Here is a 14,498-nt window from a genome sequence, read left to right as displayed (position 1 = left end):
ATAATTTAATAAGATAATAATTATATATTTCATTTGCTTATGTATGTATTTTCTTGGGTTGAAGTAGTGGGAGGATGCAATAATATGAAACAGGTCTGGTTTATTTTTGTGCAGACTAGGCTTGGAGCTAGATTTTAAGAATAAATATTAAATTAATGATTCATGGAAAATATTATGTTATTGATAATGTTTTAAATGATTAATAAAAATAAGCTTTTTTGAGTTAATAACAGGAAAAAATCGTTATTTTTCGAGGATGGCATGAAATTCGCTTTGTTCATTTTATTCCATCTGTCCAGCTTTGACCCATCCATTGAAGCAAATATGGGATGATGTGTTAAAGACTTCCTATAGCAATAAAACTTCAAGATCAAGAATAGGTACAAATTTGAAATCAGCACTTTTCAGCATGACAATTTTGGCCTTGGCCATGACTACGGGGCAAGCCTCTTGGGCAAAATCATCTGCACATCCGGATAAAGTTTTAAACTTGGCTTTCGAAGCACCTGATGATGGTTTTGATATGGTCAAAACCTATAATTTTTATAGTGGTAGCGTTGCTGAAGCCATTTTTGAACCTTTATTGCGTTATGACTATCTGGCGCGGCCGGCAATTCTGGTACCAAATACCGCCGAATCCTTACCCAAGGTTGAACAGGATGGCAAAGTTTATACCTTTAAAGTCAAGCCAGGAATTTATTTTAGTCCTGATCCGGCATTTCAGGGCAAGAAGCGTGAACTGGTGGCGCGTGATTATATCTACTCCATGCAAAGGATCATGGATCCCAAAAACCATTCTCCTTCTTTTTCTTTTATTGAGGGAAAAATCCTTGGGGCAGATCAGGTCATCCAGCAGGCTAAAAAAACTGGCAAGTTCAACTACGATGTACCTATTCCCGGTTTAAAAGCACTAGATAAATATACTTTACAAATTACCCTGACCCGTTCCGATCTGAATTTTCCATATATTCTGGCCTATGTGGCTTTTAGTGGTACCGCACGGGAAGCGATCGAACATTATGGTCATCGGGCAGGTCAGCATCCGGTTGGAACAGGGGCGTATCAATTACACAAATATGTGCCGCGTAGCCGTATTGAACTGACCGCCAACCCGAATTATCGTGGTTTTGTCTGGAACTTTAAGGGTGATGGTTCCGAATGGGATCAACGTATTGTCAAAGCCATGCAAGGCAAGCAAATGCCGCAAATTGGCAAGATCAAAATCAGTATTATTGAAGAGGAACAGTCTCGCTGGCTGGCTTTAAAGTCTGGACAACTGGACTATGACAAACTCACTGCGAGCGGCGCCGAACAGGCACTGGAAAATAAGCAGCTGAAAAGCGAATACAAGAAAAAAGGCATCCTGCATTATCCGAATAAAGAACCGGAAATTACCTATACCATCATGAATATGCGTGATCCGTTAATTGGTGGAAATTCACTGGAAAAAATTGCCTTACGTCGTGCTCTTGCCTTGTCCTATAACCAGAAAGAAGCTATCCAGCAGTTGTACAAAGGTCATGCCGATAAAGCTGAAATGATTTTGCCAGAGGGAGTGGGTGGACATGACCCGAAGTATAAAAGCAGTATTGCTTATAACCCATTACTGGCCAATAAACTGCTTGACCGCTTTGGTTATAAGAAAGGCGCTGATGGTTACCGCACCTTACCTGATGGCAAGCCTTTGATACTAAAAATGAATTCAACCAGCTCAAGCTCTTCGGTGATTTCTGCAGAATTATGGAAAAAGAATCTGGATGCGATCGGGGTACGAATTGAGTTCAAGGTCAGTAATTTTGCTGACAATTTAAAAGAAGCCACCCAATGCAAGCATATGATGTGGGGTGGAGCCTGGATTGCGGACTATCCGGAAGGGGAAAACTTTGCCCAGTTACTGTATGGGCCAAATGCGCAGCAAGGCAACCTGAGTTGCTATACCTCAAAAGCCTATGACGCATTGTACCAGACTGCGATGAAACTGCCGCCGCAGCAGCGGACTCCATATTATGAGCAGATGAACCGCCAGATGGAGGCCGATAATCCGTGGATTCTGCACAATACCCGGATACGTAACTGGTTGGTTCATCCGCATGTACAGGGCTTTAAGGCCCATCCGGTGACCAGAGCAGTTTGGCAATATATGGATATTGAACCTGTTAAAAAATAACCTGAGAAGATTAAGAACCAGTATGAATGTGAATAAAAATACTTTAAAAAAACTGGCCAGTGGGGTGTTAATGGCTGGTTTGATGATGGCAGGGAGTGCACCGACATGGGCCAGCAATCCTGCCAACCCGAATAAGGTTTTAAAAACAGTATTTCCGGCGGCTGAAACCGGTTTTGATCCGGGTTATATCCATGACCGTTATTCAGCCAAGATTAATGCCGCGATTTTTGAGACCTTATTTACCTATGACTATCTGGCCTCGCCAGCGAAACTGATACCCTTGACTGCAGTAAGTCTGCCTCAAGTGAGTGCAGACGGTTTGACTTATACCATCAAAATCAAAAAGGGTATTTACTTTGCCGATGATCCGGTCTTCGGCGGTAAAAAACGTGAACTGACCTCGTATGACTATGCTTATAGCTTGAAACGTCTACTGGACCCAAAGCTGCATTCACCGAACAGCTGGTTGCTGGATGGTCGAATTAAAGGGCTGGACGCATGGATGGCCCTAACCAAAAAGAATGGCAAAGCCTATGAAAATCCGTTTGAAGGTATTCAGACCCCAGACCGCTATACCCTGGTATTAAAGCTGAATAATCCGGATCAGAACTTTCCGATGTTGCTGGCACATGGGCCTGCCGCTGCAGTAGCTCGTGAAGTGATTGAAAAATATAAAGACAAGGCGGGTTGGGTCATGAATAGGCCAGTGGGAACTGGTCCTTATGTGCTCAGCCGCTGGACACCCGGCTCACGGATTATTTTAAAACCAAATCCAGCTTATCGTGGTTTTGTCTGGGACTTTAAAGCCAGTGGTGCAGAAGATCAGGCTATTGTAAAAGCCATGCAGGGCAAAAAAATGCCTCAAATCGGCACTATTGATGTGCGTATTATTGAAGAAGCGCAATCACGGATGCTGGCATTTAAGAAAAATGAACTGGACCTGCTCGAAATTGAGGGCGATATCGTCGTACAGGCCCTCGATGGCGATAAATTAAAACCGGAGCTGGCCCAGCAGGGGGTGAAGCTGTCACGTATTTTAGAGCCCTCCATTAGCTACCATTACTGGAATATGCAAAACCCAGTCGTGGGTGGTTTCACGCCAGAAAAAATTGCCTTACGCCGTGCCATGGCGATGGCATTTTCTGTGGAAAACATGATCAATGTATTACTTAAGGGAGATGGAGCAAAACTGCATATGCCTGTTCCGCCAGGGATAGCCGGCTATTCGCCTGCTTATAAAAGCAGTATTCCCTATTCAGTCAAAGCAGCCAACATGTTGCTCGACCGCTATAACTACAAGATCGGTGCAGATGGCTGGCGAAAGACACCTGAAGGTAAACCTCTGGTGATTGAACTGATTACTGGGAATACCAGTCGGGGCCAGCAACAGGGTGAGTTCTGGAAAAAGACCCTGGACAGTATTCATATTCAGCTGACCAGTAAGGCTATGCCATTCGCTGAAGGCATCAAGCTGGAAAAGCAATGTAAAACCATGTTCAAGAGTTCTGCATGGATTGCCGATTATCCAGACGCTGACAACTTTATGCAGTTGTTCTATGGCAAGAATGTCAATGTCACCAACAATGCCTGCTTTAAACATCCTGAATTCGACCGTCTACACGAACAAACCCAGAGCATGCCGCCAGGCCCTGAGCGTGATCTGCTTTATCGCAAAATGACCCGGATTCTCGAAGTCAACATGCCGACCCTGATGCTCTATAGCACCTACCGTAATGCCTTGACCCAACCCCAAATTATTGGACATAAGTCCCATCCGATTCTGTCTTCAGAATGGATGTATATCGATATTAATACGAAAAAGTAAGAAAAAATCTGGAGATGAATATGAAATCAAAGTCTTTAAAATTAAGTACCTTATGTTTAATGATAATGGGGGGATATCAGGGTGTAGCGGCAGATACCCAAGTACAGCTGCTGCCATTGTTCAAGGCTGCAGAAATTCCGTCTTTATGTGATGCCAGTCTGGCTTCCATGCAAAAAGATATCCAGATATTTGAAAATAAGAAAATTAAAAATAAAGCCAAGGCAGGGCCTTATCTGGCTGAATGGGATGAGTTGCATGCCAAAGCCCGGGATTTCGGTGCTGCAGTAGGACTATATAGTAATGTCGATCCGGATCCTGCATTGCGTCAGGCAGCCGATGACTGTGAACTTAAAATCAGCAAATACCAGACCACCCTGTATCAGAATCCTAAACTGTATGCCCAGTTCAAGAAACTGAAAGCCAGCGATCCGATTGATCAGAAATTTTTAGAAGATATTCTGGAACAGTTTGAGAATACCGGGGTACAACTCAGTGCAGAAAAACAGAAACGACTGAAAGAAATTATTGAAGAAAGTACCAAACTGGGGCAGGACTTTTCCAAAAATGTGCGAGATAACCCTGAAAAAGTTGAATTTACTCCAGCTGAAATGAAAGGCCTGCCAGAAAGTTACATCGCAAATTTAAAGAAAAATGAAAAGGGCAATTATCTGCTTGGCTTTGATTATCCGGAATACCAGCCTTTTATGGAGCTGGCAGAAAGTGATGAAGCACGCAAACGTTACCAGACTGCTTACACGCGTCGCGGGACCGAACAAAACCTGCAATTCATGAAAAATGCCATTGATCTGCGTTATGAAATGGCACAACTTTTTGACAAGGAAAGCTATGCCCATTCTGCGCTTGAATTCCGCATGGCCAAAACTCCGGAAGCAGTGAACGGTTTTCTGGATGAGGTTTATGCCAAAGTTGCACCTCTAGAAAAGCAGGATGTAGAACAATTACGTCAGTTCAAGGCTGAAACTTTAAAAGTTCCATTAGAGAAAGCAGAAATTACACGCTGGAATCAGGGTTACTGGAGTGAAAAACTGCGTCAGGCCAAATACAAGGTAGACCAGGAAAAATTACGGGATTATTTCCCGACAGAAGCATCACAAAAATGGTTATTCGCTGTTTCTTCGGAACTCTATGGCATTGAGTTCAAGCCGGTGAAAGTCAAAGCCTGGCATGATGAAGTGGAATATTATGCGGTACATGACAAAGCTACGGGCGAATTCCTGGGCGGATTATATGTCGATAAATACCCGCGTGAAGGCAAATATGGGCATGCAGCTGTCTGGGGAGCTTATGGTGGCAGTACCCTGAATCAGCGTCGTCCGGTATCGGTACTGGTGACCAATTTTAACCGTAAGGGCTTGAATAGCAACGAGCTGGAAACCTTTGTGCATGAAATGGGTCATGCCTTGCACGGGATTCTATCGAAAACCCGCTATACAGAACAGTCTGGTACCTCGGTAGAGCGTGACTTTGTAGAAGCACCATCACAGATGTATGAAGAGTGGGCACGCCGTCTGGAAACCTTGTCAAAAGTAGCGGATTACTGTGAGCCGGCATGTCCTCGGGTGGATGCTGCCATGACCGAGCGCTTAAAGAATGTGAAGAATTACGGTCGAGGCCTGCATTACGCCCGTCAGGCTTTATATGCCCAATATGATATGGCCTTGCATGGTAAAGATGCAAAAAACATTGAGCCTTTAAAACTCTGGCAGGATATGGAAGGCAAGACCGCCTTGGGTTATGTCAGCGGTCAGCAGTTCCCGGGACAGTTCGGGCATCTGATGGGCGGCTATCAGGCAGGTTACTACAGCTATATGTGGTCTGAAGTCATTGCCCTGGATATGCTTTCATCCTTTGGTGATCAGCTCATGGACAAGAAAGTCGGTGCGCATTATCGTAATACGGTCCTGGCTCAAGGCGGACAAAAGCATGGCGAGCAAATGGTGAAAGACTTCTTGGGTCGTGATCCGGACAGCAAAGCTTTCTTTAATGAAATCTCTGGAAAAAATTAAGGAAGGCAAGCAATGCTGGCATATATTATTCGACGGCTTTGGCAAATGATCCCGACCATGCTCGGGGTGATTTTGCTGATTTTCCTGCTGTTTAACTGGGTAGGTGGAGACCCTGCCTATATTCTGGCCGGTAAAATGGCCAATGCGGAACAGATTGAGAACATCCGTCAGCAACTGGGTGTGGATCAACCGTATTACGTACAACTCTGGATCTTTATCAAGCAGATTTTAACCTTTGATTATGGGGTGAGCTGGAGTACCGGGGAATCGGTGGCACAGATTATCACCACCCGTTTGGGACCCTCACTGACCATTTTGATTCCACTGACTATTCTGCAAACTATTATTTCTATCATTCTGGCTTTAGGTGTAGCTTCTGTTCGTGGTTCTTTGACTGATCGCATGATCATGATGCTATGTACGATCGGTATGTCGATCAGTATTCTGGTTTACATCATCGTGTTCCAGTATTTCCTGGCTTATGAATTGAGCTGGTTTCCGGTACAGGGCTGGAGTGATAATTTCGCCGATAATCTTTTCAAATATGCCTTGTTACCTGTGCTGATTATGTTGGTGGTAAGTATTGCACCAACACTACGCCTGTATCGTAGTTTCGTACTGGATGAAGTTAATCAGGACTATGTACGTACTGCGCGTGCCAAAGGCCTGGGTGAAAACCGTATCATGGGCGTGCATGTCTTGCGCAATGCCTCGATTCCGATTATTACCGATGTCATGGCAGGACTTCCGGCACTGCTGATCGGTGCTTTCCTGATTGAACGTTTTTTTGGTATTCCTGGAATTGGCCGTGAAGTCATTATTGCGGTAGAACGTTCCGATTTTCCTGTGATTAAAGCCATTACGGTCTATGTTGCTGCTGCGACCATGATATTCAACCTGATTGCCGATCTGATCTATAAATGGGTCGATCCGCGTGTACAGTTGAAGTAGGTGAATTATGCTGAGTGCGATATTTAAAAAAGAACAAGCGGCTGAAGCAGCACCTGAATCGGCTTCAACAGGATTATGGCAACTGGCCATGCGCCGTTTGAAACGTGACCGGATTGCCATGTTTTCCCTGTATGTGGTGCTGTTTTATCTGCTGCTGCTGGTACTGTCAATGAGCGGCCTAATTGCCAAAGACTGGAATAAAGAAGTGGCGGTCAGCTATGCACCGCCGAGTTTTATCAGTGCAGCGCCAGTTCCGGCTGTATCTGATACAGAGCAGGGCGCAGAATCTGTACCTCTACCAGTCAATCCAGTTGATCCTTTAAAAGATGTCATTGCTGAATTGAATGCTGAAATTGCTGCTGAGCAGGGTGCTGGTGCAGGCATCGATTATTATGGAGTGGTCGATCCGCTGGCAGAAGACATGAAGGCCATTAATCAGGAACTCGGTGGCCAGCTGATGGATGAAAGTGGGGAACTCAAGCAAAGTCTGGTCTTCGGTGCCGATAAATGGGGGCAGGATGTTTTACAGAAAACCATTAAGGGGGCTGAAACCTCGATTCTGGTTGGACTGATTGCAGCCTTTGTCGCTGTACTGATTGGGACTGCACTGGGTGCAATAGCAGGTTACTTTGGTGGTTGGGTCGATGATGTCCTAAACTGGTTCTATAATATCTTTACCTCGATTCCCTATCTGTTGCTGGTTTTGGCCATTGCCGCAGTGTTACAGCAGAAAGGTATTTTATCAATCATCCTGATTTTAGGTCTGACTGGCTGGACCGGGGTCTTCCGTTTGGTTCGTGCTGAATACATGAAGCATACGGCACGTGAATATGTGCTGGCTGCCAAGGCGATTGGCGTGAGTAATATGCGTCGTATGTTTGTCCATATTTTTCCCAATGTCAGCCATATTGCCCTGGTACAGATGTCTATTCTGGTGGTGGCATTTATCAAGTCCGAAGTCATTTTGAGCTTCCTCGGTTTCGGTGTGCCTATCGGGGTAGTGTCATGGGGCAGTATGCTAAATGAAGCACAAAGCGAGCTGATTTTGGGTAAATGGTGGCAACTGGCGGCAGCCTCAATCGCCATGGCGGTATTGGTAACTGCTTTCTCGATGTTTACCGATGCACTCCGTGATGCATTAGATCCAAAACTGAAATAGGAGCGCAACGATGTCTGAAATCAATCCAAGCACAGCACCTGCGCTACTTCGCGTAGAAAATCTGCGAGTCAGTTTTAAAGGTGAAAATAAAGAATATATTGAGACTGTAAAAGGGGTTTCTTTCGAGATTCCGGCCAATACCACAGTTGCACTGGTAGGCGAATCGGGAAGTGGCAAGTCGGTCACTTCCCTCGCCACTATGGGCCTGCTTCCGGCAGAAAGCGCACGTATTTCAGAAGATAGCCAGATCATCTTTGAAGGGAAAAACCTGCTCAAGCTTAAAACCCGTGAAATGCGCAAGATGTGCGGCAAAGACATTGCCATGATTTTTCAGGAGCCAATGTCTTCGCTAAATCCGGTATTTACGGTAGGCATGCAGATTGCAGAAATCTTGCAACTACATTTAGGCATGAATAAAAAACAGGCGCGGCAACGTACCCTGGAGCTCCTCAAAGAAGTGGGGATCCCTGCGCCAGAAACTAAAATTGATGCCTATCCGGGGCAGCTTTCCGGTGGACAGCAGCAACGGGTCATGATTGCCATGGCTATTGCCTGTGAACCGAAACTGTTGATTGCAGATGAACCGACCACCGCTCTGGATGTGACTATTCAAAAGCAGATTCTGGACTTGCTGGAATCGCTACGTCAGCGTCGTCAGATGTCGATGCTGTTTATTACCCATGATCTGGCATTGGTTGGTGAAATTGCCGATCAGGTTATTGTGATGCGCCATGGTGAAATCCGTGAACAGGGTCCGGTTCGGGAGGTGCTGGACCGGCCTCAGGACATGTATACCAAAGCCTTGTTGCACTGCCGCCCGCAACTCTCGCAACGTCCGTTACGTTTGCCGATGATCAGCGATTTTATGAAACAGGATGGTTCAACCTGGCTGGAAGATATTCGTCTGAATACTCAGCTTCCGCAACGTTCACGTGGACTAAAGGGCGGAGAGGAAATTATTCTGGATGTACGGGATCTGCAAAAATCTTTTTATAGTCGTAAAGGACTGTTTGGCAAAGATGAGTTTCAAGCAGTAAAAGGAGTTTCTTTTCAGCTGGCCAAAGGCAAGACCTTGGGGTTGGTCGGGGAGTCCGGTTCGGGTAAAACCACCATTGGCTTGTTGCTGATGCGTCTGCAAAAGGCTACGGGCGGTAAGGCACTGTTTCAGGGTCGGGACATTCTGGACATGTCGGAACAGGAATTTACCCAGTATCAACGTAAAATCCAGATCATTTTCCAGAATCCCTATGCTTCTCTGAATCCGCGCTTTACCGTAGGGCAAATCCTGATGGAACCGATGCAGATTCACAAGATTGGTCAGGATGATGCCGAACGCAAACAAATGGCTCTGGATTTGCTGGAACGGGTCAGCTTGCCTGCTCAGGCTTTTTATCGCTACCCGCATGAGTTTTCCGGTGGTCAGCGTCAGCGGATTGCAATCGCACGTTGCCTGACCTTAAAGCCTGAGATTTTGATCTGCGATGAATCGGTCTCGGCACTGGATGTCTCAGTACAGGCGCAGGTGCTGAATTTACTGCAAGATTTGCAGGATGAATTCGGACTCAGCTATATCTTTATTTCACATGATTTGTCGGTAGTGAAATATATTTCAGATCAGATCATGGTGCTGAATCATGGTGAATTGGTGGAAATCGCCAATTCAGATGAATTGTATCAATCTCCACAGCATGAATATACCAAGCGTTTACTCGGTGCCATTCCGCAAGGGATTCCACAAAGTGCCTGATGCATAAGGCATAAAAAAAGTCAGGCAATGTGCCTGACTTTTTTTATTTATCTTAATTAAAACTTTTTAAAGCCTTTGTTGATACCGTATGGACGACGCGGCGCATTTTCATCACGCTCTTCACGACGACCAAAGCCTTGATCCGGACGGTTTTCACGACGCACAAACTGAGTGCCATTCTGGTTTTCAGCTCTGTCACGACGACCATAAGCATTGTCATCACGACGCTCACGGCCAGTATTATTTTGTGGTTGCTCATCACTGTCACGACGTTGCTGACGCAAGAAACCGCCACGGCGTGCAGCCATCGGCTTGTCCTGCATACGTTCATTACGGCGTTTCGCCATACCAAACAAACCAGTACCTTGACGTGGTTTCAATTCCACAGCTTTGGTCAGGTTGTCGATATCGTTTTTATCCAGTTCAATCCAGCGACCGGTACGCAGTTCGCGTGGCAAAATCACAGTACCATAACGGGTACGCAGTAGACGGCTGACTTTCAGGCCTTGTGATTCAAAGATACGACGTACTTCACGGTTACGACCTTCTTTTACTACCACCTGGAACCAACGGTTGATCCCGTCACCACCGAGTTCAGAGAAAGATTCGAATTTTGCCGGACCATCGTCTAGCACCACGCCTTTGAGCATGTTGTTACGAATTTGTGGTGTAACTTCACCCATGACACGAACTGCATATTCACGTTCGATTTCATTCGATGGGTGCATCAAGCGATTCGCAAGTTCACCATCATTTGTGAATAAAAGCAGACCGGTCGAGTTAATATCCAGACGACCCACCATTACCCAGCGATCGCCCGGAATAGCAGGCAGCTGTTCAAATACAGTCGGACGGTTTTCAGGATCGCTACGTGAGCAGATCTCGCCTTCAGGCTTGTAGTAAATAATGACACGACGACGGATTTCGTCTTCAATCTGGAAGGCAACTTTACGACCATCGATGCGAAGCTCATCACCTGGTTCGATTCGTTCACCCACTTGGGCAATTTGCCCGTTGACACTTACACGACCCGCGGCAATGACTTCTTCCATATAACGGCGAGAACCCAAACCAACGCGTGCAAGCACCTTTTGCAACTTTTCACTCATGACAGCATAACCTTAGAAATAATTATCAACAGTTCACCTATTTATGACTTCGGTGCATTCGCATCGAGGGCCATAAAAGCTTCCTTGGCATCCTGCAGGGGAGGCAATTGGCCCAAACTATTCAGGCCAAACGCATTTAAAAATTGTGGCGTTGTCATTAACAACGCAGGTCTTCCAGGGAGTTCACGAAATCCAGACTCTTTAATCCAGTTCCAGTCAAACAGCGTACGCAAGTTTTGACTGTTATTCGTGACACCACGAATTTGTTCAATATCCGCTCGGGTCACTGGCTGGTGATAAGCAATCACCGCAAGCGTCTCTAGTAATGAAGGCGACAAGCGAGCCGGTCGCTCAGGCCAGGTCTGTGCAATAATATTACGATATTTTGCACGCACTTGAAAACGATAACCTTGTGCTGTTTCAATCAGTTCGATTGAACGGCCATGCATCAGCATGGAAAGTTGTTGTAAATACTGACGTAATTCCTGCTTGCTATAGCGATCTTGAAAAGCTTCTTTCAGACGAGCCAATGAAACCGCAGAGTCGCTGGCAAAAATAATGGCTTCAAGCTGCATTAATACTTCATGCAGATTATCTTCTGCAGATAACAGCGTATTTTGATCGAGTGTCATTGACTGGCTCCTTGAATTGCGAGCGGGGCTTCAATACCTGTAGCAATAATCTGAATTTTTTGTTGTCGGGTCAGTTCCAGCACCGCCATAAAGGTTACCACCATACCCATACGGCCTTGGCTCGGTTTTAACAAGTCCTTAAAGCTGAGTATTGCGCCAGTTTCAATACAACTTTCAATATAGGCAATCCGTTCTTCCAACAGTACCGGTTCCTGTTGTACCTGATGAATCACGGGTTCAGGACGGTTAAATATACAAAGCAAGGCATCACGCAATAAATCGCTTGAATAGCCTTCATTCGGCTGCTGGATTTCACCCAGACTGACATTGGTCGTGAAAGTGTCACGTTCCAGAATCGGCATCTGGCCCAGACGTTCTGCTGCCTGTCTAATTCTTAAATAATTTTCTAAACGGTCAATCAGTTCTTGTTTTGGATCCTGTTCAATCGCAGCCAGGCTTTTCGGTTTAGGTAACAGCAAACGTGATTTCAGATCTGCCAGTAAGGCTGCCATCACCATATAGTCGGCCGTCAGCTCGATGTTCAGGGATTTCATCGCGTCCATATAAGACAAATACTGCGCTGCAATCGGCGCGATATCGACCTGTAACAGATCAAAACCGTTTTTTTGAATCAGGTAAATTAAAAAGTCGAGTGGGCCTTCAAAATGTTCTAATAAGATTTCAAATGCCGCTGGAGGAATGTACAGATCCTCTGGAATTGTATCCTGCCATTCATCCAGAACCCGAATGTGCGGAGCAGATTCCATAGTGTTATGGATAATTTGAGTCATTACAATTATAGGCCACGCGAATTTTCAAAGGCATGCAAAGGCTTGATTTTCGGTATCTGATCGAAAGAAAAGCACAGGATTAAGCGTTGTCATTGTACTGGAAAAGTAACTTTAAATAAATTAAATAAGCCGTCAAAGCCATAAAAACTTAAAAAAATAATGGAATTTATCTACGATTTAAAAATAGCAACGAGAAAAACGGTAGAACCGGGCGGGAAATGCAGCGGTGATTTTCACTTTAAATTGGCTCTCATAATTAAGCGTATCTGGTAGATGATGCCAGTTGATTCACTTCAAAACTCGATCAATACAGTGATTCTCCTCAAAAGAGTAAATAAGCTAGCTGGCAGATATCGAATGATTTTTAAACGGATTTCCCATTAAAAAACATAAAATTAATAAGTATTAATAAAATATTTCCCCGTAATTTTTGGTCAAAAATACCGCTATACTCTCGAAAAATAGTCAAGAATCACAAAAATCAATAAAAAGGTGAAGAAAGCATGCCACTTATTCTGGTTGTTATTGGGATGATCGCATTCGGGGGATTTTGGGCTTATCCCAAATATCAGATTATGCAGCTTGAAGATGAAGCACGCACAGGACTGAAATCAGGCGGATTTTCAGCTTTTGCGGAACAGGCCCGACCTGTCATGCAGGCCATGAAAATGGATTTTAGTGTGCTGGACCAATATCCCAATATTCGTTTTTACATGCGGCATATGGCTTATGAGGGCGACCAGCTGGATGAGCGGATTAAACTGGATATGCAAGCCATGTCTTGTGAGTCGATCAATTCCTTTAAAGTCATGGAACCCAAAGCACGTACGGCGATGCTGAATGTACTGGAAGATGATCAGATCATTTTTCATGTGTATCTGAAAAATAAGCTGGGCGAGGAACTCATGCACCATGAACAGAAGCTATCGCAATGCCCAAATTTCATTGCAGTTCGTCATTATGAACGTAGTTCAGATTCCTAAACTGGTTTTGGCAACCATTGCATACCTGTCGAATTGAAAAGAATAGAACTGCAACCTCTCACCCTATGCTTTTTTAGATTTTCATGGTGAGGAATGATTGTATTCCTTGGTCGCAAATTCAATGATACGTTGGCAAGTCTCTGCCAGGCATACATTTTGGTTTGAATAGATCTGCAACAACTGTCTCGCTACAGCCAACGTCAGGAAAAATTGGTACTCAGTATGATCAATATTTACAGTGGGATGGGAAGGAAAATGTGCTTCGACCATGACTGCCTTGGATTGCAGTGTCCAAGGCAGTTCTGCATAGATTAAATCCTGTGCAGAAAATTCATGCTGATTTAGCAGGAGATAAAATAAATCCATTCATTTTGACTCCCCGAATGTTTGTAGGAATTTCTCAAGCGTCGTTTATTCAAAGGCGCTGACATCTCCCATACCACGACGAATCACTTCTGGATGATCACCAGATAAATCTACAATAGAGGTCGTGCTCAACGTGCCTAAACCACTATCTACAAAAACATCAATGCGTTTGCCCAGCTGCATTTCAATATCATAAGGATCATCGAGTGGGTCAGTCTGTCCCGGTAAAATCAGGGTAGAAGTCAATAACGGCTCACCGAGTTCTTTGAGTAACAGCTGACATACCGGATTATTCGGAATGCGTAGACCAATAGTTTTCTTTTTAGGATGCATCAACCGACGTGGCACTTCACTGGTCGCAGGTAAAATAAAGGTCGTGATGGCCGGTGTATTATTTTTCAGCAAACGGTACATGGCATTGTCCACTTTGGCATAAGTGGCAATATCGGATAAATCACAGCACAGAATCGCATATTGATGCTTTGGGCCCAAACCACGAATTTGCGCAATCCGCTCCATGGCACTCTTGTTCCCAATCTGGCAACCAATCGCATAAGCCGCATCAGTGGGATAGACCACCACATCACCCGCACGGATACGTTCCACTGCCTGACTGATTAAGCGGGGTTGCGGATTGTCTGGGTGTACGCGTAAATGCAGCATAGAGACTACTCCAAGCTTGGGCTGATGGCTTATTATGTGGCGCTCAGGCAAGATCTGGCAATCATAAAAAAGGTAGAT

General features: G+C 45.0%; 12 protein-coding genes. 7 read left to right on the top strand and 5 right to left on the bottom strand.

Annotated elements, in window-relative coordinates; translation table 11 throughout:
* Positions 1-409 precede the first annotated feature (409 nt).
* Genes F890_RS13265 through F890_RS13240 form a run of 6 tightly spaced genes read left to right on the top strand, consistent with a single transcriptional unit; the run spans position 410 to position 9,876 of the window.
* Positions 410-2,167, top strand: a complete 1,758-nt coding sequence (locus F890_RS13265; RefSeq protein WP_005104843.1) for an ABC transporter substrate-binding protein — start codon at positions 410-412, stop codon at positions 2,165-2,167.
* Between the two features lie 22 nt (positions 2,168-2,189).
* Positions 2,190-3,992: an ABC transporter substrate-binding protein gene (locus F890_RS13260; RefSeq protein WP_005104842.1), complete on the top strand. Its 1,803-nt coding sequence runs from the start codon at positions 2,190-2,192 to the stop codon at positions 3,990-3,992.
* Between the two features lie 20 nt (positions 3,993-4,012).
* On the top strand, positions 4,013-6,019 hold the full coding sequence (locus F890_RS13255) for a M3 family metallopeptidase (protein WP_005104835.1): 2,007 nt from the start codon (positions 4,013-4,015) through the stop codon (positions 6,017-6,019).
* Between the two features lie 12 nt (positions 6,020-6,031).
* On the top strand, positions 6,032-6,970 hold the full coding sequence (locus tag F890_RS13250; RefSeq protein WP_004279216.1) for an ABC transporter permease: 939 nt from the start codon (positions 6,032-6,034) through the stop codon (positions 6,968-6,970).
* A 7-nt stretch (positions 6,971-6,977) separates the two neighbouring features.
* Positions 6,978-8,129 (top strand): ABC transporter permease, encoded by a 1,152-nt coding sequence (locus tag F890_RS13245; protein ID WP_005104834.1) that lies wholly within the window; start codon positions 6,978-6,980, stop codon positions 8,127-8,129.
* Positions 8,130-8,139: 10 nt separating this feature from the next.
* Positions 8,140-9,876 (top strand): ABC transporter ATP-binding protein, encoded by a 1,737-nt coding sequence (locus F890_RS13240; RefSeq protein WP_005262511.1) that lies wholly within the window; start codon positions 8,140-8,142, stop codon positions 9,874-9,876.
* A 56-nt stretch (positions 9,877-9,932) separates the two neighbouring features.
* Here the strand turns inward: F890_RS13240 and rluB are convergent, their stop codons facing one another.
* The 3 genes from rluB to F890_RS13225 are packed head-to-tail and all read right to left on the bottom strand — an operon-like array spanning position 9,933 to position 12,408.
* Complete coding sequence (rluB, locus tag F890_RS13235) at positions 9,933-10,985, bottom strand: 23S rRNA pseudouridine(2605) synthase RluB (RefSeq protein WP_004646093.1); 1,053 nt, start codon at positions 10,983-10,985, stop codon at positions 9,933-9,935.
* Between the two features lie 41 nt (positions 10,986-11,026).
* The gene (scpB, locus tag F890_RS13230) at positions 11,027-11,617 is read right to left on the bottom strand and encodes an SMC-Scp complex subunit ScpB (protein ID WP_005104832.1); all 591 of its coding nucleotides are present in this window, start codon (positions 11,615-11,617) and stop codon (positions 11,027-11,029) included.
* A complete protein-coding gene (locus F890_RS13225; RefSeq protein ID WP_005104831.1) occupies positions 11,614-12,408 on the bottom strand; it encodes a segregation and condensation protein A in 795 nt (264 codons plus the stop codon). Before F890_RS13225 ends, scpB begins: the two co-directional genes overlap by 4 nt.
* Before the next feature lie 503 nt (positions 12,409-12,911).
* Between F890_RS13225 and F890_RS13220 the strand changes: the two genes are divergently transcribed.
* Entirely contained in the window at positions 12,912-13,391 is a 480-nt protein-coding gene (locus F890_RS13220) for a hypothetical protein (protein WP_004279222.1), read from the top strand.
* Positions 13,392-13,472: 81 nt separating this feature from the next.
* On the opposite strand, the gene F890_RS13215 is transcribed toward F890_RS13220, so the two are convergent.
* Together F890_RS13215 and F890_RS13210 are read right to left on the bottom strand one after the other, a co-directional pair.
* The gene (locus F890_RS13215; protein ID WP_004279223.1) at positions 13,473-13,757 is read right to left on the bottom strand and encodes a hypothetical protein; all 285 of its coding nucleotides are present in this window, start codon (positions 13,755-13,757) and stop codon (positions 13,473-13,475) included.
* Positions 13,758-13,802: 45 nt separating this feature from the next.
* A complete protein-coding gene (locus F890_RS13210) occupies positions 13,803-14,420 on the bottom strand; it encodes an L-threonylcarbamoyladenylate synthase (protein ID WP_004730625.1) in 618 nt (205 codons plus the stop codon).
* Positions 14,421-14,498: the final 78 nt, after the last annotated feature.

Origin of the sequence: Acinetobacter sp. CIP 64.7, from assembly GCF_000369745.1 — a bacterium.
Lineage (GTDB): Bacteria > Pseudomonadota > Gammaproteobacteria > Pseudomonadales > Moraxellaceae > Acinetobacter > Acinetobacter fasciculus.
Note: the sequence above shows the minus strand (reverse complement) of the source record. Positions and strands in the feature narration are given on the sequence as shown.

Bases quoted from the DNA above. Each gene is read 5' to 3' on its own strand.
- F890_RS13265 (WP_005104843.1), top strand. From the start codon at position 410: ATGACAATTTTGGCCTTGGCCATGACTACGGGGCAAGCCTCTTGGGCA.
- F890_RS13260 (WP_005104842.1), top strand. From the start codon at position 2,190: ATGAATGTGAATAAAAATACTTTAAAAAAACTGGCCAGTGGGGTGTTA.
- F890_RS13255 (WP_005104835.1), top strand. From the start codon at position 4,013: ATGAAATCAAAGTCTTTAAAATTAAGTACCTTATGTTTAATGATAATG.
- F890_RS13250 (WP_004279216.1), top strand. From the start codon at position 6,032: ATGCTGGCATATATTATTCGACGGCTTTGGCAAATGATCCCGACCATG.
- F890_RS13245 (WP_005104834.1), top strand. From the start codon at position 6,978: ATGCTGAGTGCGATATTTAAAAAAGAACAAGCGGCTGAAGCAGCACCT.
- F890_RS13240 (WP_005262511.1), top strand. From the start codon at position 8,140: ATGTCTGAAATCAATCCAAGCACAGCACCTGCGCTACTTCGCGTAGAA.
- rluB (WP_004646093.1), bottom strand. From the start codon at position 10,985: ATGAGTGAAAAGTTGCAAAAGGTGCTTGCACGCGTTGGTTTGGGTTCT.
- scpB (WP_005104832.1), bottom strand. From the start codon at position 11,617: ATGACACTCGATCAAAATACGCTGTTATCTGCAGAAGATAATCTGCAT.
- F890_RS13225 (WP_005104831.1), bottom strand. From the start codon at position 12,408: ATGACTCAAATTATCCATAACACTATGGAATCTGCTCCGCACATTCGG.
- F890_RS13220 (WP_004279222.1), top strand. From the start codon at position 12,912: ATGCCACTTATTCTGGTTGTTATTGGGATGATCGCATTCGGGGGATTT.
- F890_RS13215 (WP_004279223.1), bottom strand. From the start codon at position 13,757: ATGGATTTATTTTATCTCCTGCTAAATCAGCATGAATTTTCTGCACAG.
- F890_RS13210 (WP_004730625.1), bottom strand. From the start codon at position 14,420: ATGCTGCATTTACGCGTACACCCAGACAATCCGCAACCCCGCTTAATC.